20 protein-coding genes are annotated in these 25,674 nt (G+C 69.8%); 10 read left to right on the top strand and 10 right to left on the bottom strand.

Features of this window, described 5'->3' with window-relative positions:
• Positions 1-43 precede the first annotated feature (43 nt).
• The 4 genes from ACFVBH_RS30070 to ligD all read left to right on the top strand — a co-directional run bounded on the left by ACFVBH_RS30070 (position 44) and on the right by ligD (position 4,453).
• A complete protein-coding gene (locus ACFVBH_RS30070; RefSeq protein ID WP_354984464.1) occupies positions 44-769 on the top strand; it encodes an enoyl-CoA hydratase in 726 nt (241 codons plus the stop codon).
• A gap of 41 nt (positions 770-810) precedes the next feature.
• Positions 811-1,932 carry an MBL fold metallo-hydrolase gene (locus tag ACFVBH_RS30065; protein WP_354984465.1) on the top strand — a complete coding sequence of 374 codons (1,122 nt, stop codon included), beginning with the start codon at positions 811-813 and terminating at the stop codon, positions 1,930-1,932.
• Between the two features lie 32 nt (positions 1,933-1,964).
• The gene (locus ACFVBH_RS30060) at positions 1,965-2,315 is read left to right on the top strand and encodes an antitoxin (protein ID WP_379006735.1); all 351 of its coding nucleotides are present in this window, start codon (positions 1,965-1,967) and stop codon (positions 2,313-2,315) included.
• A 164-nt stretch (positions 2,316-2,479) separates the two neighbouring features.
• Positions 2,480-4,453: a non-homologous end-joining DNA ligase gene (ligD, locus tag ACFVBH_RS30055; protein ID WP_379006732.1), complete on the top strand. Its 1,974-nt coding sequence runs from the start codon at positions 2,480-2,482 to the stop codon at positions 4,451-4,453.
• On the opposite strand, the gene ACFVBH_RS30050 is transcribed toward ligD, so the two are convergent.
• Both ACFVBH_RS30050 and ACFVBH_RS30045 read right to left on the bottom strand, forming a co-directional pair.
• A complete protein-coding gene (locus tag ACFVBH_RS30050; protein ID WP_354984468.1) occupies positions 4,450-5,094 on the bottom strand; it encodes an isochorismatase family cysteine hydrolase in 645 nt (214 codons plus the stop codon). The genes ligD and ACFVBH_RS30050 overlap by 4 nt on opposite strands.
• 83 nt (positions 5,095-5,177) lie before the next feature.
• Entirely contained in the window at positions 5,178-5,822 is a 645-nt protein-coding gene (locus ACFVBH_RS30045; protein ID WP_354984469.1) for a hypothetical protein, read from the bottom strand.
• A 667-nt stretch (positions 5,823-6,489) separates the two neighbouring features.
• On the opposite strand from ACFVBH_RS30045, the gene ACFVBH_RS30040 reads away from it, so the two are divergent.
• Positions 6,490-7,698: a lipase family protein gene (locus ACFVBH_RS30040; protein ID WP_379006956.1), complete on the top strand. Its 1,209-nt coding sequence runs from the start codon at positions 6,490-6,492 to the stop codon at positions 7,696-7,698.
• A 144-nt stretch (positions 7,699-7,842) separates the two neighbouring features.
• Here the strand turns inward: ACFVBH_RS30040 and ACFVBH_RS30035 are convergent, their stop codons facing one another.
• The 3 genes from ACFVBH_RS30035 to ACFVBH_RS30025 form a co-directional block, all read right to left on the bottom strand.
• Positions 7,843-8,505: an ammonium transporter gene (locus tag ACFVBH_RS30035; protein ID WP_379006729.1), complete on the bottom strand. Its 663-nt coding sequence runs from the start codon at positions 8,503-8,505 to the stop codon at positions 7,843-7,845.
• A gap of 152 nt (positions 8,506-8,657) precedes the next feature.
• A complete protein-coding gene (locus tag ACFVBH_RS30030) occupies positions 8,658-9,422 on the bottom strand; it encodes a CbiQ family ECF transporter T component (RefSeq protein ID WP_379006727.1) in 765 nt (254 codons plus the stop codon).
• Positions 9,419-11,503 (bottom strand): ABC transporter ATP-binding protein, encoded by a 2,085-nt coding sequence (locus ACFVBH_RS30025; RefSeq protein ID WP_379006725.1) that lies wholly within the window; start codon positions 11,501-11,503, stop codon positions 9,419-9,421. Before ACFVBH_RS30025 ends, ACFVBH_RS30030 begins: the two co-directional genes overlap by 4 nt.
• A 102-nt stretch (positions 11,504-11,605) precedes the next feature.
• Between ACFVBH_RS30025 and ACFVBH_RS30020 the strand changes: the two genes are divergently transcribed.
• Both ACFVBH_RS30020 and ACFVBH_RS30015 read left to right on the top strand, forming a co-directional pair.
• The gene (locus tag ACFVBH_RS30020; protein WP_379006722.1) at positions 11,606-12,520 is read left to right on the top strand and encodes a cation diffusion facilitator family transporter; all 915 of its coding nucleotides are present in this window, start codon (positions 11,606-11,608) and stop codon (positions 12,518-12,520) included.
• 152 nt (positions 12,521-12,672) lie between these two features.
• Positions 12,673-15,237 carry a protein kinase gene (locus tag ACFVBH_RS30015; protein WP_379006719.1) on the top strand — a complete coding sequence of 855 codons (2,565 nt, stop codon included), beginning with the start codon at positions 12,673-12,675 and terminating at the stop codon, positions 15,235-15,237.
• A 702-nt stretch (positions 15,238-15,939) separates the two neighbouring features.
• Here ACFVBH_RS30015 and ACFVBH_RS30010 read toward each other — a convergent pair.
• A complete protein-coding gene (locus ACFVBH_RS30010; protein ID WP_354984475.1) occupies positions 15,940-16,383 on the bottom strand; it encodes a DUF4377 domain-containing protein in 444 nt (147 codons plus the stop codon).
• A 39-nt stretch (positions 16,384-16,422) separates the two neighbouring features.
• A complete protein-coding gene (locus tag ACFVBH_RS30005; protein ID WP_379006717.1) occupies positions 16,423-17,874 on the bottom strand; it encodes a flavin-containing monooxygenase in 1,452 nt (483 codons plus the stop codon).
• A 95-nt stretch (positions 17,875-17,969) separates the two neighbouring features.
• On the opposite strand from ACFVBH_RS30005, the gene ACFVBH_RS30000 reads away from it, so the two are divergent.
• Positions 17,970-19,037, top strand: coding sequence for an AraC family transcriptional regulator (locus ACFVBH_RS30000; protein WP_379006714.1), 1,068 nt, complete (start codon positions 17,970-17,972; stop codon positions 19,035-19,037).
• Here ACFVBH_RS30000 and ACFVBH_RS29995 read toward each other — a convergent pair.
• The 3 genes from ACFVBH_RS29995 to ACFVBH_RS29985 all read right to left on the bottom strand — a co-directional run bounded on the left by ACFVBH_RS29995 (position 19,018) and on the right by ACFVBH_RS29985 (position 22,163).
• Positions 19,018-19,797, bottom strand: coding sequence for a metallophosphoesterase (locus ACFVBH_RS29995; RefSeq protein WP_354984478.1), 780 nt, complete (start codon positions 19,795-19,797; stop codon positions 19,018-19,020). The genes ACFVBH_RS30000 and ACFVBH_RS29995 overlap by 20 nt on opposite strands.
• Positions 19,798-19,930: 133 nt before the next feature.
• Complete coding sequence (locus ACFVBH_RS29990) at positions 19,931-20,719, bottom strand: RNA pseudouridine synthase (RefSeq protein ID WP_354984479.1); 789 nt, start codon at positions 20,717-20,719, stop codon at positions 19,931-19,933.
• Between the two features lie 85 nt (positions 20,720-20,804).
• Positions 20,805-22,163: a wax ester/triacylglycerol synthase family O-acyltransferase gene (locus tag ACFVBH_RS29985; protein ID WP_354984480.1), complete on the bottom strand. Its 1,359-nt coding sequence runs from the start codon at positions 22,161-22,163 to the stop codon at positions 20,805-20,807.
• 199 nt (positions 22,164-22,362) lie between these two features.
• Between ACFVBH_RS29985 and ACFVBH_RS29980 the strand changes: the two genes are divergently transcribed.
• Entirely contained in the window at positions 22,363-23,766 is a 1,404-nt protein-coding gene (locus tag ACFVBH_RS29980) for a DUF1254 domain-containing protein (protein WP_379006710.1), read from the top strand.
• 115 nt (positions 23,767-23,881) lie between these two features.
• Positions 23,882-25,618, top strand: a complete 1,737-nt coding sequence (gene ctaD, locus ACFVBH_RS29975; protein WP_354984482.1) for a cytochrome c oxidase subunit I — start codon at positions 23,882-23,884, stop codon at positions 25,616-25,618.
• Positions 25,619-25,674 lie beyond the last annotated feature (56 nt).

Raw genomic sequence — 25,674 nt, 5'->3', positions numbered from 1 at the left:
AGTGAAGCAAAGCACGGGTACGCAGCTCAGTGGGGAAGGACAAATGCTCGGAGTCAGCCGCGATGGCGAGGTCGTCACCATCGAACTGCAGCGTCCGCAACGGCGGAACGCACTCAACGAAGAGCTGGTGGGCTTGTTGCACGCCGCGATCGACGAGGCCGCGGCCACGTCGCGGGTCATCGTGCTGACCGGCCAGGGCCCGCTCTTCAGCGCCGGCGCGGATCTGGACGGTGTCTACTCGGACAGTTTCCTGTCCGGCCTGCTCGCCATGCTGCACGCCATCGAGACCGTGCCGGTGCCGGTGATCTCGGCGATCAACGGCGGGGCCTTCGGCGCCGGGGTGCAGCTGGCCCTGGCCTCGGATCTGCGGGTCATGACCTCGGATTCGTTCATCGCGGTACCCGCGGCGAAACTCGGTATCTCCGTTGATCGCTGGACCGTGCGCCGACTATCGTCGCTGATCGGCTCGAGCCCGGCCCGCACGGTGCTGCTGGGTGCGGAACGGATCTCGGCGCAGGACGCCTACACGTTCGGATTCGCCAACAAGATCGGCACGCTCGCGGACGCCCAGATGTGGGCGAAGCACATCGCCGAGCTCGCCCCGCTCTCGCTGCGGCACATGAAGCTCGTCTTCAACGACGACGCCACCCGCGGCGAGGACACCAACGCGCAGGCCGATGCCCTGCGCGCAGCCTGGACCAGCGAAGATGCGCAGGAGGCGCGAGTGGCACGGATGGAGAAGCGTCCCGCGAAATTCCAGGGCCGATGAACGGGGGGCGCATGACCGCGAATTCGCGGAAACTGGTGGGTATGGCAGCTGGTGCTTTCGGTATCTCCTGGTTGGTGCGGGCGGCGTGGGGCATTCCCTCCGCCATCGGTGCGTCGATGTCGGCCATCGCCCCGACCGCCACGGGTGCGGCGACCTATCGCAAAGGGCAGTTCCACAACACCGAGCCGAGCAGTCAGCTCACCGGCTCGGGTCTGGAACTGCTGTATCAACTTCTGACCCAACGCAATTCGGGCCGCCCGCCGGGCCGCATCCCGGTGCAGACGCCCGCGCTGCCCGAGCAGGCCGCGGATCTGGCGGTGACCTGGTACGGCCACGCCACCTGCCTGGTGGAGGTGGACGGCTACCGCGTGCTGACCGATCCGGTGTGGAGCGAGCGCGTCTCGCCCTCGCCGCTGGTCGGCCCGGCCCGGCTGCATCCGGTGCCGACCCCGATCGAGGCGCTGCCGCCGGTGGACGCGGTGCTGATCTCGCACGACCACTACGACCATCTGGATCGCGAGACCGTCGACGCCCTCGTCACCGGGCAGGACGCGGTCTTCATCGTGCCCATCGGCATCGGCGCGCACCTGCGCCAGTGGGGCGTGCCCCAGGATCGGGTCGTCGAATTGGATTGGGCCGCTTCGGTCGCCCTCTCGGATCTGAACCGCAATCGCGACGACGGCACCGACCTGGTGATCACCTGCTCCGAGGCCAGGCATTTCTCCGGCCGCGGCCTGGTGCGCAACACCACGCTGTGGGCGTCCTGGTCGATCGCCGGTCCGACCCGCCGCGTCTACTTCGGCGGCGACACCGGCTATACCAAGGCGTTCGCGGAGGCGGGCGCGCGCCTGGGACCTTTCGATCTGACGCTGCTACCGATCGGCGCCTACGATCGGCATTGGCCGGATGTGCACATGAATCCGGAGGAGGCGGTCCGATCGCACGCCGATCTGTGCGTCGGGGACGCCGGATACGGCCTGCTGGTGCCGATTCACTGGGCCACCTTCAATCTGGCGTTCCACGGCTGGTCGGAGCCCGTCCGGCGGCTGGTCGCGGCGGCGCAGGAGGCCGGTACCGAGGTCGCCGTGCCCAAACCGGGTCAGCGGATCGACCCGATTGGCCTCCCACCACGGGATTCGTGGTGGGAGGATGTGCGCGAATGACCGAAGACCGAGAGTGAAGGAGTGCAGCAGCTGTGAGTCTGATTGACACGCTCAAGGGATTGGTCGGCAAGGGCAAGGAAGTGGCGGCCCAGAACGCCGATAAAATTGAGAACGCGGTAGACAAGGCCGGTACGTTCATCGACGGCAAGACCGGGGGAAAGTACTCCTCGCAGATCGAAAAGGGTTCCGAGGCCGTCAAGAACGCGATTCCGGCCGACGCCGCAGCCGGAGCCGATGCCCCGGCTCCCGCCCCGGAAGCGGCTCCCGCGCCCGCCGCGACCCCCGCCCCCACCGAGGCCGTGGCCGAACCGGAGCCCGCGCCGGCGCCGGATCCCGTGCCGCCCGCCGCGGACGAGGCGCCGAAGAACCAGCCGCCTGCCTAGTCCGCCGCCGCACATCTCACGGGCCGTTCGGGTCCGGCGGATCGCGCTGCGCCGCCGGTGACCGAGCGGCCCGTCGGCGTTGTCGCCGGGCCGCATGCCGGGCCGGACGCTCGATCGGTGCCGGGTGCCCGGAATTCGCGCGGCCCGGCCCTAGACTGCACCCCATGAGGTCCCGGCGGGATTTCGGGGGCGTCGAGGTTGGGCTCACCAACCTCGACAAAGTGCTGTATCCGGCGACCGGGACCACCAAGGGCGAGGTCATCGACTATTTCACCGCAATCGCCCCCGCCCTGCTGCCGCATATCGCGCAGCGCCCCGTGACCCGCAAGCGCTGGCCGAACGGGGTTCGCGAGACCGCGTTCTTCGAGAAGAATCTGCCCGAGCACGCGCCGAAGTGGATCGAGCGGCGGTCCCTGGCGCACTCCGACCGCGATGTGGTCTATCCGCTCATCGATTCGGTGGCGGGCATGGCGTGGCTGGGCCAGCAGGCCGCGCTGGAAGTGCATGTGCCGCAATGGCGTTTCGCGGGGACGGCCCGGGGACCGGCCACCCGGCTGGTCTTCGATCTGGATCCGGGACCGGGCGCGGGGCTGGCGCAGTGCGCCGAGGTGGCGCTGATCCTGCGCGATGTGGTGGCCGAGGTGGGCCTGCGGGCGTTCCCGGTGACCAGCGGCTCCAAGGGGATTCACATCTATGTGCCCCTGGACCGGGAATTGGGTCCGGACGGGGCGTCGGCGGTGGCCAAGCAGGTGGCGACGAACCTGCAACAGCTGCGCCCGAAACTGGTGACCGCGACCATGGCCAAGGCCGCGCGCGCGGACAAGGTCTTCCTGGACTGGAGCCAGAACAATCCGGCCAAGACCACCATCGCGCCCTACTCCCTGCGCGGGCGCGAGGAGCCGTGGGTGGCCGCGCCGCGCGAGTGGGACGAGATAGCGGATCGGAAGAAGCTGCGGCATTTGCGCTTCGAGGAAGTACTGCGCCGCTTCGCGAGCGACGGTGATCCGCTCGCCGAACTGGACCCGCCGCTGGAAGCGGATTCCGTTGCCGCGCAGCCGGATCGGCTGCACACCTACCGTTCCATGCGGGATGCCGCGCGCACGCCGGAACCGGTCCCCGCGTCGCCGCCCGCCCCGAGTGCCGGGAATCGCTATGTGGTGCAGGAACATCACGCCCGCCGGCTGCACTGGGACGTGCGCCTGGAGCGGGACGGCGTCCTGGTGTCCTGGGCGGTGCCCAAGGGGCCGCCGGTCGATACGCACGAGAACCGGCTCGCGGTGCACACCGAGGATCATCCGCTCGAATACCTGGATTTTCACGGCTCCATCCCGCGCGGCGAGTACGGCGCGGGGGAGATGGGCATCTGGGATTCGGGGACCTACGAGACCGAGAAGTGGCGGGACGACGAGGTCATCGTCCGGTTCAGCGGGCAACGGCTGAACGGGCGCTACGCGCTGATCCGGACCGAGGGTAAACAGTGGCTCATGCACCTGATGAAGGATCAGTCCGCGGGTGTCTCGAAAGCCGTTGGCGGGCAATCTGATTCACCAGGAAGCGCGGCGATGCCGCGCGATCTGCTCCCCATGCGCGCCACCGACGGTGACGTCTCGGAACTGGACGCCGAGCACTGGAGTTTCGACCTCGTGCGCGACGGCGTGCGGCTGATCGCCGAGATCGAGGACGGCACGGTGCGATTGCGCGGCCGCACCGGGCGCACCGTCACCGGAAAGTACCCGGCCCTGGCGGAACTCGGTCCCGCGCTGACCGGACATCGCGTGGTGCTCGACGGCGCGGCCGTCGTCTTCGACGAGCACGGCCGCGCCGATTCCGCACTGTTGCGGGCGGATCCGAGCCGGGCCGTGTTCGTGGCCACCGACATCCTGTTCCTGAACGGCACGTCACTGCTGCGCAAGCGCTATGAAGATCGCCGGCGGGTACTGGAAGCACTGACCGGCGCGGCGGCCGTCCTGGTGGTCCCGGCGCCCCTGCGGGGCTCCGGCGCGCAGGCCCTGGCCCGCGCCCGCGCGGACGACGCGCCCGGGGTGATCGCCAAACGGCGGGACTCGGTCTACCTGCCCGGCAAGCACGGGCAGGCCTGGATCTTCACGCCGAGCGCACCGCCGGACGGCGAGCGCTAGCCGGACTTCTCCAGCAGCGGTGCGATGGTGTCCACATCGGTCTCGATGACGTGGCCCTGGAAGGCGAATTCGTCCCAGGCGCGGGCCAATCCGGCCTCGTCCTTGCCGCCGACGGCGTCGCGCACCACGATCGGTACGAACCCGAGATCGGTGGAGTGCGTCACGGTCGGCGCGATGCCGATCTCGAGGGCGACGCCGGTGATGGCGTACGCGCCGATGCCCAGATCACGCAGGGTGGAGGCGAGCGGCGTGCCCTCGAAGGCCGACATGGAGGTCTTGTCGAAGACGATCTCGCCCGCGCGCGGTTGCAGTTCGGGCACCAGCTGGAAGCCCGGGGTGTCGCGCTGCAGGATCGGCACGACGGCCTCGACCGAGTCGACCTGCTGCCAGCTCATGGCCATGCGCAGCGCGAAGGCGCCCATCAGCCGTTTCGGCAGGAACATGTGCCGCAGGAAGATGATCGGGTATCCGCCGCGGCGCGCCGCCTCGACCACCCGTACCACGCGTTCGATGATCTGCGGCCCGTGCTCGAGTTGCCCGAGCACCCCCACCTGCATGTCGTAGACGATCAGCGCCATGCGCTCGGGCGCGCACACGTCCTCGAGCGTCTCCGGAATCTCAACACCGTTACCGTGCCGCATCGCTCTCCGCTATCGGTAGCTCCCACAACAACTTTCGCCCGCCCACCCTACGCGTGTCCGGTCGCGCGCGAACGCGGTCCAGGTCAGGCCGGGGCCGGGGCGGCCGGGCCGGGCGCGGTGGCCGCGGGTGCGGGCTCGGGATGGAATCCGGGCAGGAAGCGATCGGCGAACGGGATCATCAGGTGGATGAGCGGCCCGATGCCGAAGGCGTAGACCAGGGTGCCGACGCCGATGCTGCCGCCGAGCAGCCAGCCGATACTCAGCACGGTGACCTCCAGGCCGCTCCGCACCAGCCACACCGGGCGGCCGGTCCGCCGGACCAGTCCAGTCATCAGGCCATCGCGCGGACCCGGCCCCATGCCCGCACCGATGTAGAGCACGGTGGCGGCGGCGTTGAGCACGACGGCCGCGACCATGGCCGCGATCCGGGCGGGCAAGCCGTCCACCTCCGGGAGCAGCCACAGCCCGGTGTCCACCGCGATGCCGATGACCACGACATTGCTGACGGTGCCCAGTCCGGGCCGCTGCCGCAGCGGAATCCAGGCCAGCAACACCACCGCACCGGTAATGGCGACCACGGTCCCGAAACTCAGCGGCACGTGGTCGGCGACGCCCTGGTGGAACACGTCCCAGGGGTCCAGGCCCAGCGCCGCCCGCAGCATGATCGCCATAGACAGCCCGTACCACCACAACCCGACGTAGAGGGCGATCACCCGGCGTAACAGCATCGGCCCATCATCCCGCCCACTGGCCTGTGGATAAATATCCAGTAACCCGCATCTGGACCCTTCGTTGATCCACAACCCCCGGTCCACACCCCGGGAAGACTGTGGATAACCGGCGACTGCCACTCGGCTCGGCCGACCGGCATCGGATCCGCGGCGGGGCGGACGGCCGGACCGGGACGCTCGCCCGCGGGGGAGGCGGCGGTGTCGCGATCCGAGCCGCCGGGGCGGCGCATCGATCCGAGTCGATACCGATCGGGTCGCTGTGTCGCTGTGTCGCCGGAGGCCGGGCGCCGCGGCGTCGTACTCTGACGACGGATGTCCGGTTTGCGAGTTTCGGTGAGTGTGTGAACCGGGGCAATAGGTATGAATCGCGCGACGGTGGGGTGCGTGTGGTGCGCTCCGAACGGGCCGTTCGATCCGCCTGTGAGGCAGTGTATTTCGGTCGCCTCGCCGTAGCTGCGACGCGCGGGAGCACGTTGACCTGCGGGTATTCCGGGCAGTACGTTTGAAACTCCGATGCGCTGGAATATGGAGGACGGCGTGACGCGCGTCTTCTCGTGCCCCGAGCGTCGGCGAAAGGGACGCTGGAGGCGTGTATATGCGGTGGGATGTCGCATCGGTCAGGGGAATCTCGAACAGCGCGCGAAGGGGTGCGGACAGAGTGCGAATGTGGGGCCGGATCATCCTGGTCGCGCTGGTGGCGATGGTCGCGGCCGCGGTGGCGATGCCGCTCACGCACGCGAACGTCCCGTTCCCCGATGACGATCCGTTCTACGCCGCGCCGGCCGGGCTCGGGGCCGCGGACAACGGCGCCGTACTGAACTCGCGCCCCATCTCGGTGTTCGGCCTGCCGCTGCCGGTCGCGGGCTGGCAGGTGCAGTACCGCAGCACCGATTCCGCCGGTGCGGCCGTAGCGGACATGGCGACCGTGCTGGCCCCGCTGCTGCCCTGGTTCGGCCCGGGCACCCGCCCGCTGCTGTCCTATCAGGTCGCCGAGGACAGTCTCGGCACCCGCTGCGCGCCCTCGTACGCGCTGCGCGGCGGCCGTGATTTCTCCATCGTCAACACCCTGCTGGACGTGCCGTTCCTGACCGAGATGCTGCGCCGCGGCTGGGCGATCGTGGTCTCGGACTACGAGGGTCCGCAATCGCGCTTCTTCGACGGCGTGAACTCCGGGCGCGGCGTCCTGGACGGCGTCCGCGCCGCCAAATCCTTTCCACCGCTGGGGATCACCGATGCCAGCCCGATCGGTGCGTGGGGCTATTCGGGTGGCGCGTTCGCGACCCTGTGGGCCATGCAGCAGCGCGCGAGCTATGCCCCGGACCTGTGGTTCGCGGGCGTGGCCGCGGGCGGGGTGCCCGCCGACATCGCCGCCATCGCGCAGCGGGTGAACGGTCAGGGGCAGGCCGGTCTGGCGGTGCTGATCCTGGTGGCGCTGGCGCGCAACGATCCCGGCTCCGGCCTGTACGACGCGCTGAATCAGAACGGCCGCGACCTGCTGGTGCGGGAGGCGAACGCGTGCGGAGCGGATCTGGTCGCCAGATATGTCAATCGACAGCTCGACGACTACTCCGACACCCCGAATCTGCTGTGGCACCCGGCATTTCGCACCGCGACCCTGCGTCAGGAACTGGGCGGCAACGCACCCGACGTGCCGCTGTACCTCTATCACAGCGTCGAGGACGACGTGATCCCGGTCGAGGGCTTCAGCGCCCTGGTGGAGAACTACTGCACCCAGGGCGCGAACCTGACCGCGGTGCATTCGGGCATCTCCGGCCACAATCCCGCCGCGGTCGTCGAATCTCTGGGCGTCCTGGGCTATCTGTCGGACCGATTCGCGGGGATTCCGGCCACGCCGGGCTGCAACGTGCGCTGATCCCCCCGTGTGTTTCGGCTACCGGCGCACCCGCCCGGGTCGGTGTGGGCTGACACCTCCCGGGCCGGTGATCATCGGGACCCGCGTCGCGAACCCTCGGGGGCGGCCGGAATCAACCGCGCCCCAAGTGATTCGGAGTAATCGCTAGAACTCGCTGACGCTCGCCCACTTGGTGGTGCCCGGGGCGGCCGCCAGGGTGGAGATCAGTTCGATACCGGCGACGAACAGCGTCGGACCACCCACCGCGAGCGAGCCGATGATGCTGCCGACCGCCGCACCGGTGATCAGCCCGGCCACGATGCCCGGACCGGTCGGGGAGCTGATCAGCGCGCCGATCAGGGCGCCGACCGCGGTGCCGATGAAGGCTCCGACCGCGGTGGCGATGCCGAACTGGCTGGAGAAGTTCGCCATCGCCTTCTGGTTCTCGATCGGCGAGGCGATCTCCTGCACGGCGGCGGGACGGGTCGCGGCCGCGTCCTTGACCGCGGTCAGCGACAGGGTCCGGGCGTCGTCGCTGATGGTGCTCGGCAGCGGGTGGACCAGGCCGTCCGCGACGAACGACAGCGGCAGGGCCACCACCGTGTTGCCCGCGGTGTCCTTGATGTTCACGGTGTTTCCGGCGTATTCGAACTCGCCGTCGGTGAGGGTGGTGACCACGGTGTTGCCGACCAGGCGTGCCTCGTAGCCGATGTCGGGCGTACCCGGCTCGGCCTGTGCGATCCCCGCCCCCGCGATGGCGACGGCGGTCACGACGGGTGCGGCGACAGCGGTGAATTTGCGCAGCATTGTGTTGTGTCCAATCTTCATCAGGTTTCCGGGCCAACGCACGCCCAACACGAACAATTCCGTTCCAGCCGGAAATATGTTGAGCCCCCGTGCTTTTGCGCTACCCCGCGTTCTTGGACACCACGTTAGCGTGCCGGACCGACACGTCGAATCATTTTCGGGACCGGTGTTGGTCAAATGAGCAGGTCGATACCGAATCCCAGGACGTATACCGCCGCGATGATCGCGAAGGCCACCACGTCGGCGCGGCCCGGCGCGCCCGGGCGTGCTGTGAGTTCGCCGGTGCCGCCGCGGGTGGTGATGGCCTCGCCGAGTTCGCCCGCCCGGCGGCTGGATACGGCCATGGCGGCGGTCAGGATGTCGACGAGCGGGTTCTGCTCGGCCATCTTCATTACCGAATCGCGGGGGCGCAGCCGGCGCGCCGCGCGCAGGATGCGCATCTCCTCGAGCAGCAGTGGCAGGCCGCGCAGGGTCAGCGCGATGACCACGGCCCATTCGTCCACCGGGATCCGGTGCCGCACCCCGTGCCGGGTCCAGCCGACGCGGCGCAGTGGCGCGGCGAGTTTGGCCAGCGCGGGCGCGACCTCGCCCATCGGGGTGGTCCAGGCGATCAGGAACGAGGCCCCGAGCAGGATGAAACCGAAGATGACGACCTTGGTGTACGACAGCACCGCGGTCATCCCCACCGGCGCGTTGATGAGCGCGCCGAGCGCGATGCCCGCCCAGAACCACCACGGGAAGCGCGGCAGGGTGCCCAGCGGAAGTTTCGCCAGCACCCACACCAGCACCAGGAAGGCGACGGCGATGGCGATCAGCGGCCAGGACGGCACGAACATGAGCAGCACGCTCACCGCGAACGCGCCGATCATCTTGGTGCCGGCCCAGAGCCGGTGCACCGGGCTGTCGACCGGCACTTCGCGCAGTACGACGCTGCTCATCGGAATCCTCCGGTGAAATCGTGGGTGGCGGGCGGCGCGGCGACGGTGTCGCTCTCGGCGATGCGGCCCGCGCGCAGGTGCACGATGCGGTCGCACACGGCGGCGACGTCGGCTATGTCGTGCGAGATGACGATCAGGGTGAGGCCCGAATCCCGCAGCCGGGCAATGAGTTCCACGACTCCGGCGCGGCCTTCGGGGTCGAGTCCGGCCAGCGGCTCGTCCAGTACGACCACCTGCGGGCGGCTGGCGACCATCGCGGCCAGCACCACGCGTTTGGCCTGACCGCCGCTGAGTTCCTCGATGGACCGCGAGGCCAGCGCCCGGTCCAGCCCCACCGCGTCCAGCGCCCGGGCGACCGCGGCGGTGCCGTTGCCGCCCCAGTCCTCGATCTCGGTGCCGACGGTCTGGCGCTGCAACTGCAGCCGGGAATGCTGAAAGGCCAACTGCACGGCGCGAATTCGCTTGTGCACCGGCTTGCTGCCGGTGAGTTCGCGCAGTTCGCAGCTGCCGGAGCTGGGCAGGGTGAGCCCTGCCATGATCCAGGCCAGGGTGGATTTGCCCGAACCGTTGCCGCCCACGATGAGCAGCGCCTCCCCGCGCCGCACGCTCAGGTCGACCCCGTGCAGGGCGGGCGCCTCCCACGGGGTGCCGCTGTTGTAGGTGTGCCGGACGTCGCGCAGTTCCAGCACGGGGTTGCCCATGGGCCGCCGGCGCTGATCGCGGACCGGCCGCGGCCAGGCCGGGAGCTGGTCGACGGTGCGCCCGCCGCGCAGGTGGATCACCCGGTCCGCGGCGGCGGCGTCGGCTTCGTGGTGGGTCACCAGCACCACCGCCATGTCGTGGCGGCGCGGCAGATCCGCGAGCAGTGCGACCAGGTCGCGGCGGCCCTCCGGGTCGATCATCGAGGTGGCTTCGTCGGCGAGCAGCAGCGTGGGTTTGCGGGCCAGGGCCGCGGCCACCGCCAGACGCTGCTGTTGCCCGCCGGACAGGGTGGCGGTCTCGCGCCCGCCCATGTCCTCGAGGCCGACCTCGCGCAGCAGCCCGTCGATGTCGACCTCGGCGGCGTGGCCGGTGGGCAGGCCCCACACCACGTCGTCGCGAACCAGGACGCCCAGGGTCTGGCTCTCGGGGCGCTGCAGCACCATGGCGGTGCCGCCGCGCAGGCCGAGTCCGGCCGCGCCGGGGCGGGTGACCGTGCCGCCGGTCGGCGGGCGGCCCGCGAGAATTCGGGTGAGCGTGGACTTTCCGGAGCCGTTGTGGCCGACGACGGCGATGAACTCGCCGCTGCGGACGGTCAGGTCGATGCCGTGCAGGGCGTCGGTGCGCGCGTTCGGATAGCGGAACGTGACCTCGCGCAACGTGATCGGCAGCGGTGCGATGGGGCGGTCGTCGGCGGGCGCGTCGAGCAGGTCGTCGCGGCCGGGCAGCCAGGCCAGCCGGTCCAGCACCGAGCCGAGTACGAACCAGGAGATGACGCCGCTGGCGAGCATCGCGAAAACCACGCCGCCGCCGACGAACAGCCACCACCAGCGCAGGACGTATTCGGTGGCCTCGGCGATGCCCCGGCCCAGCGGCTCCAGCGCCGACTGGCGCGCCGCGATGTTCTCCAGGCCCTTGGCCGTGTTGGCGATACTGTCGAACAGCAGTTGGCGCGCCCGGGAGAACAGCAGCAGCATTCCGACGGAGAACGATGCACCCAGCAGGCCGGTCAGCAGGGAGAGTCCGAGCACCGCGAGCAGGCCGCCGTGCCGTCGTTTGACGATGCCGATGATGCCGCCGACCACCGCGACGCCGACCAGGTTCACGGCGGGCACGAGTCCGCCGGCCACGAAGGTCACCAGGGTCGCGGCGATGGTCGCGGTGATCAGGGCGCGCAGGCGGTGCCGATGCGCGAGCAGTCCGATCGGCACGGCCGCCACCAGTTGCAGCGCGGCGGCGAACGGAACCAGCGAACCGACGGTCACCAATCCGACGGTCGCGCCGCCCAGGACCGCGCCGGTCGCGAGTTCGATGGGGCGCAGCGCGCCCGCGGGCAGCGGGGGGCCGGTCGCGGCGGCGCGGGTCTGGGACGAATCGGTCACGCACACCAGTCTGCCGTGTGTGCGGCCGGACCCGGGGATACCTCCACGACATCCCCACACAGCTGATTGCATTCATGCGCATTCGTGCATATATTGGTCGGCGTGGGACATGATCATTCGCACGGCGTCACGCCGTCCAGCGCCTCGGGCAAATACCTGCCCCGCCTGGTGCTCGCACTCGCCATCGCCCTGATATTCATGCTGGTCGAGTTCGTGGTGGCGATAGCCACCTCGTCCCTGGCCCTGCTCTCCGACGCCACGCACATGCTCACCGATGTGGTCGGCATCTCCATGGCGCTGTCGGCGATTCTGCTGGCGCGGCGCAGTCGGCCGACCGCGACGCGAACCTTCGGCTACTACCGCGCGGAGGTGCTGGCGGCCCTGGCGAACGCGCTGCTGCTGTTCGGCGTGGCGATTTACGTGCTGTACGAGGCCATCGCGCGGCTGGGGGAGCCGCCGGAGGTCCCGGGGTGGCCGGTGCTGATCGTGGGCGCGCTGGGGCTGATCGCCAATATCGTCTCGTTCCTGCTGCTGCGTTCGGGCGCGCAGGAGAGCCTCAACATCCGCGGCGCGTACCTCGAGGTGTTCGCCGATCTCATCGGCTCGGTGGGCGTGTTGCTCTCCGCGGCCATCACCCTGGCTACCGGATGGCGGTACGCCGACATGATCATCGGCGTGGCGATCGGCGTGTGGGTGCTGCCGCGCACCTACGTGCTGGCCAAGCGCTCGTTGCGAATCCTGTTCCAGCACAGTCCCGAAGGGCTCGACGTGGACGATATGACCGCCGCCCTGCGGGCGATACCCGGGGTGGCGGACATCCACGACCTGCACGTGTGGACCCTGACCTCGGGCATGGAGGTGGCGTCGGCGCACCTCACCGTGACACCGCCGCACCCGACGGGCCCGGTGCTGCGCGCCGCACAGGAGTTGCTGTCCAGCCGATTCCACATCGATCACGCGACCCTGCAGACCGAGGGGCCCGACGAGGCGAACCACTGCCGGGAGCTGTCCTGGTAGTGGTGGATGATGGGGTTGTTAACCCTTTCGGGGGGTCGTGTCGATGAACCAGTGTCCGCATCGTGTCCCGACGTGCAGGCGGAATGGTTACGACTGGTCGCACAGCGCGGGCAGGCAGGGCGAAGGTCCATGGCGCCGAGGGGGAATCGCAGGTGGCAGGGTCGCTCAGGGCGGGTGACGAATTCGCCGGGTACGAGATCGTGCAGGCGCTGGGCGCCGGCGGGATGGGCGCGGTGTACAAGGCCCGGGACCGGGATCTGCCACGCTTCGTGGCGCTGAAACTGCTGACCGTGCCGGGCGGGGGCGGGGCCGAGCATCACGCGCGATTCCGGCGCGAGGCCGATGCCGTTGCGCGGCTGGATCATCCGAACATCGTGACCGTGTACGCGCGCGGGCAGGACGATGACCGGCTCTGGATCGCCATGACCTACGTCGACGGCGAGGACGTGTCGGTGGCGCTGCGCGAGGGCCCGCTGAACCCGGGGCGCGCGGTGCGGATCATCACCGAGACCGCGGGCGCGCTGGATCACGCGCACGCGGCCGGGATCCTGCATCGGGATGTGAAGCCGGCCAACATCCTGCTGACCCGCGGACAGCCGGAACGGGTGCTGCTCACCGACTTCGGCATCGCCAAGACGCTGGACGAGAGCCGGCAGCTGACCGACATCGGCGAGGTGCTGGCCAGCTTCCACTACGCCGCGCCCGAGCGCTGGACGGGTCCGGGCGACGCCGACCACCGCGCGGACGTCTACTCCCTCGGCTGCACGCTTTACCACATGCTCACCGGCCGGCTGCCCTTCCCGGGCAAGAGCGTCGGCCAGCTGCTGTACAACCACGCCTACGGCGAGATCCCCCGGCCGACCCGCCACATCCCCACCCTGCCAACGGGTTTCGACGAGGTCATCGCCCGCGCCCTGCACAAGGACCCCGCCGGCCGCTACGAGAACTGCACCCAGCTGGCCCGCGCGGCCCTGCAGTCCCTGCGCGAGCCCTCACACCCCCGCTACCCCACCCCGCCCCGCACCGACCTGCTCAGCGCCGCCCCCGCCCCCAAAGACGCACCCCGCCACCCCAACCGTGCCCAGCCAACCCCCACGAGCGCCGCCACCCCACACCCCGCCCACCCGACCTCCGTCCCGACCCTCCACCCCGGCACCACCTCTCGCCCCGGCCGGCCCCCCGCAGGCTCGGCCGCCCACCCCGGCACGACCGCCCAGTCCGGCCAGCCGCTCGCAGGCCCGGCCGCCCACCCCGGCACGACCGCGCAGCCGGTCCACCCGACCTCCGGCCCGACCTCCCACCCCGGCCAATCTCCCGCGGGCACGACCGCTCGCCCGGACCCGATCACGCCCTCGCCCAAGGGTTCCGGCACCCCGGTCACGGACCCCCGCTCCCAGCCCACCCTCCCGAAATCACCACCCACCGGACACCATCCATCCGGCCCCCAGTTCACGGGCGCGACTTCACACCCGCCCCGCCAGGCCCCACAGCCCACCGGCGTCGCGGCCCGCCCGACCCCGTCCCCGCAGCTCACCGGCGCGGCCGCACCCGCGAATCAGCAAGGGGCGCAGCGCGCGTTGCCCGCCGAACCCGCGACTCGGCAGGGTGCGCCGTCCGGCGGTTCGGCTACCCCGGCGACGCGGCAGGGACCGCCCACGACCGTGGCAGCGAACAGGCAGGGGGTGCAGTACACCGGCACGGTCGCCCCCGCGAAACAGCCCGGCGCGCAGCACGCCGGGGACGCCGCGCAGCCGAATCGGCAGGGGCCGCAACCTGTAGGGCCGGGTGCCTCGGCCGGCCGCGCGGGTTCGACCGCGGCACCGGCCCGTCCGGCCGCGCCCGCTGCCGGTCAGGTATCGGGGCCGAATCGCCGGCCGCTGCCGCCCACTCGCCAGCTGCCGCAGATCGAGCGCGAGGCGCCGCGGGTCGAGCCCGTTCCGCGGTTTGCCGCGGCGGATTCCCCGCCCACGCTGCTCGACACCGCCGCCGCGGCGGAACCGCCGGATTCGCACGACCCGCCGCCGCGCGCGACCCGCGTACGGAACAAGGCGGTCTGGGTGCCGCCGCTGGTCGCGGTGCTGATCGTGGTGGTGGCCCTGGCGTATCTCCAGTCCCGGCAGTCGGATTCGACGACGCGGACGCTGCCGACCACCACCACGGTCAGCAGCGTCACCTACGAGTCGAGCACGACGGACGCGCCGCCGACCACCACGGTGGAAGTCACCGCGACCAGCTACCGCCCGACCCCCACCACCACGACCACCTCCTACAGCCCCGCCAAACCGCCCACGGTGACCGTGCCGGACGTGGTGGGCGCGCTGATCGCCGCGGCGAAGGCGAAATTGGAGGCGGCCGGCTTCGTCGTGGTCCAGGTCGAACGCAAGGACGCCGCCCCGAAGGGCACCGTGCTGGCCCTGGATCCGGCCGCGGGCACCGAGCGCGCCACCGGCACGAAGATCACCGCCTACGTCTCGACCGGCGAGACCACGACGACCGTCACGATGCCGAACCTCGTGGGCCACACCACGACCCAGGCCGCCGCCGCCCTGAAGGCGGCCGGCTGGACCGGCACCCTGCAGACCACCACGAAGAAAGTCACCGACGAGACCCAGTCCGACAAGGTCATCGCCCAGTCGGTCGCCGCCAGCACGACGATCACCCCCGACGCCCCCGTCACCGTCACCGTCGGCGAAACGGACCCCACCCCGTCCACCTGACCACGATGGAAACCGCGGTTCGCCCTGGCCTCCGACACACGGTGGCCGGACCACCGGCACGGACCGCACCGTAACGGGAGCGGTCGTGCCGTGCGACGCTCGCTACCGGCGCGCGTTCGCAGCGCGGTAGTGCGGGCGAATATCAGCTCTCACACGGGCAGCTTCGGCAGCCCCGAGACCAGGTGCCGGCCCAGCAGCGACAGAATCCGCCAAACAAGCCGTGCCGCACCGGCATCTGACAACCCGTCCGGCTGAACCGCCTGCCGCGCCGATTCTGTCGGCGCGGGCTCGTTCCGGCCGGACTCCGGCCGAGTCGCGGGTTCGGGTCGAGGGCTCTTCGATCCGCGCTGCTCGCCAGGACCCGGTCAGCGTCGGCGCGGGCGAACATCGGCATTCATGCGGGCGGTTTCGACAGATCCGAGACCGAGTGCCGGATTCAGCGGCGGCGGCTGTCGCAATAGTCGATCAAACACGCTGTGTTGCAGAGGCATTCGACAGTCGGCTCAGCCGAAGCGCCTCGCGCCGATTCTGTTGGCGCGGGCTCGTTCCGGCCGGACTGCGGCCGGGTCGCGGAGTCGCTTCGAGGGCTCTTCGATTCGCGCTGCTCGGCAGGGCCCGGTCCGTGTCGATTCGGAGCACGGATTCTTGACCGGCCGGGGGCACTGGGGCTGCGCGCGGTAGCTGTCCACTCGCGTCGAGCCGCTACGCCGGGGTCTTCGACAGGACCGAGACGAGGTGCCATGTGGCGGAGGGGGCGTCGGCCGGGGGATCGGCGCGGGGGCGTTGCTCGATCAGGAGGTGGTAGGTGTAGCCGGGTTCGAAGTCGAAGCCTTCGATGCCGGAGTAGTGATTCTCCCAGGCGGCGTTCGGGTCTCGGCGGACCCGGAGGCATTCCATCGGGGCTACGCCGGTGCACGGGACGGTGGCGGGGCCGACGTAGATCTCGAACTGTTCGGCGCCGGGGGCGACGGTCGGCAGGACCGAGGCCGGCGAGCCGGCGGGGGCGGTCGTGGTGGCCGCGGGCGCGGAGTTCGACGACCCGGTCACCGCGTGATTGGCGTGCTCATCGGAGGACGAGGAACAGCCGGTCAGGGGCAGGGCCGCGGCGAGCGCGGCGACGGCGATCAGCCTCGGGCGAGTGCGCATGGACGTGAATATGCCACAGGATCGCCCCGACCTGCGGTTTCAGCGTGCGCTGGTGAGTCGATAGTCGGCGAGCCGGACCCGTCGGGTCCGGCGCCGGTAGCTGCGGGTGGTGCCCGGCCAGTTGTTGGTGATGCGCCCGGCGGCGGTGCGGTACCAGCTGGTGCAGAAGTTCCACGGCGTCCGGGAGAGTCGTTGCTGCAGCGCGTCGTTGAACGCGAGCTCCGCCTCCGGCCGCACCTCGAGCACGTGCCCCGGATGTTCGGCCAGAATCTGGACGGCGTGCCGGATGTACCGGGCCTGCGACTCGATCATGTAGATGATCGACCCCACCCCGACGTTGGTGTTGGGCCCGTAGATCAGGAACAGATTCGGGAATCCCGGCACCGTGATTCCCAGGTGGGCGTGCGCGCCGTCGGCCCAGACCTTGGACAGCGTGGTCCCGCCCGGCCCGCGAATCTCCATTGGCCACAGGAACTCGGTCCCCTTGAACCCGGTCCCGTAGATGATCACGTCCGCCGCGTGCACGGCGCCATCCGCGGTGCGCACCCCCTCGGGCACGATGTCGATGATCGGCGCGGTCGTCACGCGCACGTTCGGCTGCGCCAGCGCCGGGTAGTAGTCGGAGGAGAACAGCGCCCGCTTGCACCCGATCGGATAGTCCGGGGTGAGCACGGCCCGCAGCTCCGGATCGGTGATCTGCTCGTCGAGCTGCTTCTCGGCGAGCTTGGCCACCGCCCGCGTGATCCCGGGAAACTCCACCAGCCCCAGCGCGACGAACTCGGCGATCGCCCACCACGAGAACCGCTCCGCCAGCGGCATTCCCGGCACCCGCTGCAGCACGCGGTGATGAACCGGCTTGTAATCGGTGTCGAACTTGGGCAGCACCCACGCCGGGGTCCGCTGGAACAGCGTCAGCGCGCCGGCCGCCGGCTGAATCTCCGGAATGTATTGGATGGCGCTGGCTCCGGTGCCGATGCAGGCCACCCGCTTGCCCGCGGTGTCGACGGTGTGATCCCAGCGCGCGGAATGGAAGGACGCGCCCGCGAAGCTCTCGATCCCGGGGATGGCGGGCATCGCGGGCCGGGACAGCTGCCCGACCGCCGAGATCAGCACGGTCGCCGTGCGCACCGTGCCGTCGGTAGTGCGCACCGTCCACTGCCCGGCGACCGCGTCGAACTCGGCCTCGCCGACCTCCGCCCCGAAGACGATCAGCTGTCCGAGCTCGTGCCGTTCGGCCACGTCCCGGATGTAGGACTGAATATCCTCGCGTCCCGAATACCGCTGCCGCCATTGCGGTTTGGGCTCGCGCGCGTAGGAGTACAGCGGCGAGGGCACATCGCAGGCCGCACCCGGATAGGTGTTGTCCCGCCACACCCCGCCCAGGTCATCCGCTCGTTCGAGAATGGTGACCTCGTGAAAACCGTTCCGCTGCAGTTCCATGGCCATCCCCAGCCCACCGAACCCGGCCCCGATGATGATCACCGACGGCATGCTGCCCTCCTCGCCTAGCGCAGACCCCTCCACTCTAAAACCGGGACCTCGTCCACGTGGGTGTCTTAATCGAGATTTTCGGCCATACTTTGGCTATGAGCACGGTTCAGGAGGCGGGGATTCGGGACTGGGACTTCCCCCGGGGCGTCGCGAGTATCGCGCTGATGACGGGGTTCGCGCGCGAGCACGGGGTCGGCGCCGGTCGGATACTGCAGGGCAGCGGGGTGAGCGAGCGCGGGCTGGGCGATCCGGACGCCCAGGTGGACGCCCAGGCCGAGTTGGCCGTCATCCGGAACCTGGTGCGCGAGTTGGGGGATCGGCCGAATCTGGGCCTGGAGGTCGGGCGGCGGTACCGGATCACCACGTTCGGGATCTTCGGTTTCGCGTGCGTCAGCAGTCCGACCCTGGGTGAGGCCATCGCGTTCGCCCTGCGTTATCTGGAGCTGAGTTTCACCTTCTGCATTCCGGTCGCTCGCTGGAAGCCGGGCGAATTCGTGGCCCGCATCCACGACGAGCGGGTGCCCGGCGATGTCCGGCGTTTCCTGGTGGAACGTGATGTCACCGCGATGTTCGGCATGTTGAACGACCTGCTCGGGCACCGGCTGGACCTGGTCCGCGCGGAGTTCGACTTCCCGGCTCCGCCCGATGCCGGTCTGTACGACGAAATCTACGGCCTGCGACCGGAATTCGAGCGTCCGCACAACCTGTTCGGCCTCGATCCGGCGGTGCTGGAACGCCCGCTGCCCCAGGCCAACGAGCACACCTGGGCCATGTGCCTGGCCCAGTGCCGCGAGCTGGTCTCGCGCCGGCGCGCCCGCACCGGCATCGCCGCGGAGGTGCGGGAGCTGCTCGTCCCGCGCGGGGGCGCCGACGGTTTCGCCGCGCCTCCCGGAATCGATTCCGTGGCAAGGGATCTCAACGTCAGCACACGTACGCTGCGCAGGCACCTGGATGCCGCGGGCACCGGCTACCGGCAATTGCTGGACGAGGTCCGCCGCGCGCTCGCGGAGGAAATGCTCACGGCCACACCGCTTTCGGTGAGCGATGTGGCCATCAGGCTGGGCTACGCGGAGGCGTCGACCTTCATCCACGCGTTCAAGCGCTGGACCGGCACGACGCCCTCGACCTATCGGCGCGCGCTGCTCACTCCGCCGGCGCGCTGAGCTGCCCGCGCATGGCGATGGGGCGGAACGCCGACAGCAGCCGCCCGTCCCGGATGGAGTGGAAGAGGATCGAGGGATCGGGCGCGAAGTCGATCGGCACGTGTCCCGGTGCGGCGGTTTCCCATTCGCAGCCGATGGTGGAGGAGATGCTGGGCGCCACGACCAGCGGTTTGCCCGCGAACGAGGTGACCAGCCCCGAGTGCACGTGCCCGGTCAGCACGGCCAGCACCCGGTCGTCCCCGGCGACGATCTCGGCCAGTCGTTCGGGATTGGTGAGCCGGATGGGATCGACCACGGTGCTGTGCACCGCGACCGGCGGGTGGTGCATGGCGATCAGCACGACGTCGTCGGCGGGGGTGGCGGCCAGCAGGTCGAGCAGCCACGCGTAGGTCTGCTCGTCCAGATATCCCTCGGGCCTGCCGGGCACGCTGGAGTCCAGCAGAGCCAGGGTGAGACCGTTCACGCTGTGCGCCTGGTTGATCGGCGCGTAGTCGGAGTCCACGCCGAACAGCACGGTGCGCATGTGCCCGCGGTCGTCGTGATTGCCCGGCATGATCAGCACCGGCACGTCGGCCACCAGCGCCGCGCGGGCCTGGCGGTATTCCTCGATGTCGCCCTCGTCGGCGATGTCCCCGGTGACGACGATGACGTCGGGTCGCTGCGGCAGTTCGGCCAGGAACCCCATCACCCGCTCGGCGCGTTCGACGTTACGGGCGCCCAGATCGAAGTGGGTGTCACTCAGCTGTGCCAGCAGAACCATCGGCGTTCGCTTTCTGTGAAGGGCCGCATCGTCGCGCCCGAACGTGCCGCACCCTTGCGCCACCGATTCAGGCTAGATGACCTGCCCATATGCGGTCTCGGTGAGACTCGCCACCGAATATAGCGGTTTCACATCAATGCACTTCGGGGGTGGCGGCGGTCACCGCGTCCCGTGCGATGCCGAGTAGTTGCCCGGGCGCGCCGGTTACGGGTTCGCCGCCGACTTGCCAGAAGTCCGGATCGGGATCGGCCTCGAGGTCGAGCACCGGCGGCGTGCGCCAGGAGGCGTCCAGTCCCAGGCGCCACGAGTGCAGATGCGTGCGAGCGTGCGCACCGGATTTGTCGAAGAGCGGATCGCCGACGATGGGATGCCCGATCCACGCCAGGTGCACCCGGATCTGATGCCGTCGCCCGGTGAGCGGCCGCAGCGCGAGCACCGTGTGGGTGCCGGTGTCGGCGAGGGTCACGAACTCGGTGACCGACGGATAGTTCTTGCCCGCGAGCAGCTCCTGCTCGGGGACCTGCCACCGATCGCCCACGCGCCGAATGCTTTCGCGCGGTGCGGCGATGCGCACCCGGTTCTTGCGCCCGACGCTCAGTGGCAGCTCGATGACCCCGCGTTCGGGCAGTCCGGTGGAGGCGGTCACCGCCAGGTACGCCTTGCGCGCGGTGCGCTTGTTGAACTGCCGCGTCAGCTCGCCGTGCGCGGGCAGCTCCTTGGCCAGCAGCACCAGCCCGGAGGTCACCTTGTCGATGCGATGCACGGGGTACAGCGTTTCCCCGGCGGCCGCGGCGAGTTCCACGATGTCGGTGTCGTGGCGTTCCCCGGTGACCGAGATCCCGGCGGGTTTGTTCAGCGCGAGCACCGCCGGGTCCTCGCTGATCAGACTTCGTTTCCGCAGTTCGGGCCAAGAGGTGTCCACCCGGCCAGCGTAGAGATCACGCCGCCGCGCGGCTCATCCCGGTGCGTCCGGGCCCGGCCCGGTGCGTCGGCCGCCGCGCGTGCCCTCAGGCGACGGCCCGTTCCAGTTCTGCCAGGCCGTTCTCCATGTGCTGCGGCAGCCGATAGAGATCGGGCACCGTGCGCCGGCAGCCCACGAAACCGAAGTCGAGGTTGTCGCCGTTGGTGGTGAGGGTGATGTTCATGGCCTGCGATTCGAAGGGAATCGACAGCGGGTAGTTCGCGTCCAGCCGCGCGCCGCGCATGTACACCGGTTTGCGCGGCCCGGGCACGTTCGAGATCACCAGGTTGAACGGCATGCGCGGCAGCGCTTCGAAGCCGGGCACCAGCGAGACCCCGAGCGGCGACATGAGCAGCGCCGACAGCGCCATCGCCTCGATCTTGGGTAGCTGGGTGAAGACCTGTTTGGTCTCGCGCATGGAGGTGCTGATGGCGGTGAGCCTGTCCACCGGATCGGCGATGTGGGTCGCCAGGTTCGCCAGGCACGCCGCGACCATGTTGCCCTCGGAGGTGTCGGACTCGGCGGCGCTGCGCACGTTGACCGGCACCATCGCGATGAGCGGCTCGTCGGGCAGCGCGCCGTGCTCGAGCAGGTACGAGCGCAGCGTGGCCGCGCTCATGGCCAGCACCACGTCGTTGACCGTGGCCCCGGTGGCCCGGCGGATCGCGTTGACCCGTTCGAGCGGCCACGACCGGACCGCGACGCTGCGCGCGCCGCCGATGGACACGTTGAGCATCGTGCGCGGCGCGGTCATGGGCATGGTGAGCCGCCCGTCGATGGCTCCGCGCAGCGGCGCGGCGATCGATGCGGCGCTACGGGCCATGCGCGGCAAGGCTTTTCGCAGCTGCTGCCATTGGTTGCGGGGTTCGGGGGTGCTGTCGGTCTCGACCGGGCGGGTGCCCCACGGCACGCGCACCCGGGTGTCGAGCGGGTCGTCGGTGAGGGTGCGCTGCAGCAGGCGCATGGCCGAGACGCCGTCGATGAGCGCGTGGTGCATCTTCATGTAGATCGCGAACCGGCCGTCGTCCAGACCCTCGATGAGCCTGGCCTCCCACAGCGGCCGGTGCCGGTCCAGCAGCGTGCCGTGCAGGCGTTCGGTCAGATCGATCAGATCGCCCATGCCGCCGGGGCCGGGCAGGGCGCAACGCCGCAGGTGATAGCCGAGATCGACCTGTTCGGCATGCGACCAGTTGACGCTGGAGAAGCCGCCGAAGCTCCGGCTGGGATGGCGCTGGAAGCGGGTGCGCACGTCGGTGGCGCCGGCCATGCCGGCGAACAGTTCGCGTGTGAAGTCCGGACCGGCCTCCGCGGGCGGTTCGAAGAGCTGCAGCCCGCCGACATGCATGGGGTGCTCGCGGGATTCGATTGCCAGGAAGATCGCGTCTAGCGGGTTGAGAAGATCCATCGGATTCGCCTATGCCGTGGGGGAGCGCTGTGCGTAGTGGAACCGGACACCGCTGCCTGGGAGATACGGTCAGGCGACGCTGCCCCCCGCTGCGTTGAGATGAATCAGGTTATCACTGCGCTTGATTCGTGATAACCCCGACGCGCGGCGCTAAACCTCGCGTACTCGAGCGCGCCGCGAGAGTAGCTTGTGATTCGCCATGGATGCCCTCATCGGTCGACGCTCGCTGCTCGGCTTGGCCGCCGGTCTGGCCGCCGCCGGGCTGACCGGTGCGTGCGGCAGCTCCGGCGAGGCGGACGAGGACGCGCCCCCCGGCGCGGACGAGGCACTGCAAATCGCCACCGACGCTTATGTTTTCGGCTATCCACTGGTGCTGATCCACGCGACGCGGGATGCCGGCGGTCCGGTCAACGCCTTCCGGCACAGCCGCGCCCTGCCCACCGACGAGGACCGCCTCATGGTTCGCGCCAACCAGGACACCCTGTATTCCAACGCCTGGCTGGACCTGTCCGGCGAACCCATGGTGCTGCAGGTGCCCGCCATGGAACCGGACCGCTACTGGATCATGCAGCTGCTGGACGCGTGGACGAACACGGTGCACCACCCGAGCGCCCCGCGCCCCGGGGTCGCGGGCACACCGGCGCTGTACACCTACCTGATCAGCGGCCCGGGCTGGGACGGCACGGTGCCCCCGGGCGTGACGCACCTGGCCGTGCCGACGAACACCACCTGGTTGCTGGGCCGGATCCAGGTCAACGGCGCCGCAGATGTGCCCGCGGTGCGGGCGCTGCAGGATCGGATGCGGCTCGCGTCCCTGCCCGACTGGCTCGCCGATCCCCAGGCCACCCGGACCGGTCCGGCCATCGTCCCGAGCGAGCAGCTCACGGCCCCGCTCGCGGATGTGGCCGCACTGGACGGGCGGACCTTCTTCGACCGGTTGTGCACCCTGATGACGATCGACGCCCCCGCGCCCGCCGATGCCCCCGCGCTGCGCCGCTTCGCCCGGATCGGCATCGAACCCGGCGGCCGCGTCGACGATTTCCCCATCGCCACCCTGGACGCGGCGGCCGCGGCAGCCCGCAAGCGCATCACCGCGCACATCGATCCGAGCACCCGCACCGAGAACGGCTGGCTCTTCTCCACCGCGCTGGGCGCCTACGGCACCGATTACCTCCAGCGGGCCGCGATCGCCCAGCGCGGGCTCGGCGCGAATCTGCCCGAGGACGCGCTCTATCCGTCCACGCCCGAGCTGAGTGCCGACGTCAACGGCGAACCGCGCATGTTCCGTATTCGCTTCGAGGCGGGCCGGTTCCCGCCGGTGGCGGCCTTCTGGTCGCTCACCGCGTACGACGCCGAGAATTTCCTGGTCGACAATCCGGACCGGATCTACGCCGTCGGGCACGGGCTGCCGGTGGTCCCGGCGCCGGACGGGTCGGCCGAGATCCTGATCCAGCACGCGGACCCCGGGCCCGCGGTTCCGCGCGGCAACTGGCTCCCGATTCCGGCCACGGGGATGTTCTCGCTGACCTTGCGGTTGTACGCGCCCCGCCCCGAGGCCGTCGACGGCCGCTGGCAGCCGCCGGAGATCCGAGCGGTGTCCTGACCGTCCGGTCGGAGTGTTCTCTGCCAGAATCGAATTGCTGTGCGTACGCTGAGCGCCGTTCATCGTGGGTTCCGAGGCCGATAACCAGTCCCGGACCGACCTCGAGGAGGATGTGGTGACTGCCGTAGCTCCCAAGCCGGAATCGGGGTTGGAGGCCGCCCGGCCCTACCCGCCGCGCATGGGCCCCAAGGGTTCGTTCATCTACAAGGCGGTGACGACGACCGACCCGAAGGTACTCGGCGTCATGTACCTGTGCACCGCCATCACCTTCTTCCTCATCGGCGGGCTCATGGCCCTGCTCATGCGCGGTGAACTCGCCCGCCCGGGCATGCAGTTCCTCTCGCCCGAGCAGTTCAACCAGCTGTTCACCATGCACGGCACGATCATGCTGCTCTTCTACGCGACCGCCATCGTGTTCGGTTTCGCGAACGTGATCCTGCCCCTGCAGATCGGCGCGCCCGACGTGGCGTTCCCGCGCCTGAACGCGTTCAGCTACTGGCTGTACCTGTTCGGCGGCACCATGGCCACGGCCGGTTTCGTGACCCCGGGCGGCGCGGCCGACTTCGGCTGGACCGCGTACACCCCGCTCTCGGACATCGTGCACTCGCCCGGCGTCGGCGCGGACCTGTGGATCCTGGGCCTGGCCGTCTCCGGCCTGGGCACGATCCTGGGCGGCGTCAACATGATCACCACCGTGGTCTGCCTGCGCTGCCCGGGCATGACGATGTTCCGCATGCCGATCTTCACCTGGAACATCCTGGTGACGAGTGTGCTGGTGCTGCTGGCGTTCCCGCTGCTGACCGCCGCCCTGTTCGGCCTGGCTTACGACCGGCACCTGGGCGGGCACATCTACGACCCGGCCAACGGCGGCGCCATCCTGTACCAGCATCTGTTCTGGTACTTCGGCCATCCCGAGGTGTACATCATCGCGCTGCCGTTCTTCGGCATCGTGTCCGAGATCTACCCGGTCTTCAGCCGCAAGCCGATCTTCGGCTACACCACCCTGGTCTACGCGACCCTGGCCATCGCGGCGCTGTCGATCGCGGTGTGGGCGCACCACATGTACGCGACGGGATCTGTTCTGCTGCCGTACTTCTCGTTCATGACGTTCTTGATCGCGGTGCCCACCGGGGTGAAGTTCTTCAACTGGATCGGCACCATGTGGCGCGGGCAGCTCACCTTCGAGACGCCCATGCTGTGGTCCATCGGCTTCCTGGTGACCTTCCTCTTCGGTGGCCTGTCGGGCGTCATCCTGGCCTCGCCGCCGCTGGACTTCCACGTGTCGGACACCTATTTCGTGGTGGCGCACTTCCACTACGTGCTGTTCGGGACCATCGTGTTCGCGACCTTCGCGGGCATCTACTTCTGGTTCCCGAAGATGACCGGTCGCATGATGGACGAGCGGCTGGGCAAGTGGCACTTCTGGACCACGTTCGTCGGTTTCCACACCACGTTCCTGGTGCAGCACTGGCTGGGCAACGAGGGTATGCCGCGCCGCTACGCGGACTACCTGCCCACCGACGGCTTCACGCTGCTGAACACGATCTCCACCATCGGCGCCTTCGTCCTCGGCGCCTCGATGCTGCCGTTCGTCTGGAACGTCTTCAAGTCCTACCGGTACGGCGAAGTGGTCACCGTGGACGATCCGTGGGGCTACGGCAACTCCCTGGAGTGGGCGACGACCTGCCCGCCGCCGCGGCACAACTTCTACGAGCTGCCCCAGATTCGTTCGGAGCGACCGGCATTCGAGCTGCACTACCCGCACATGGTGGAGCGCATGCGCGCCGAGGCCCACGTGGGCTGGGGCACGAAGTCGCATCGGGTGGACGAGCGGGAGTCGATCACCAGCTGATCCGTCCGTTCCGGAACGGCGGTCGTCCCTCGGGGCGGCCGCCGTTCTCGTTGTGC

Source organism: Nocardia sp. NPDC057668 (genome assembly GCF_042799795.1).
Classification (GTDB): Bacteria; Actinomycetota; Actinomycetes; order Mycobacteriales; family Mycobacteriaceae; genus Nocardia.
This window is presented reverse-complemented; position numbering and strand designations above follow the sequence as displayed.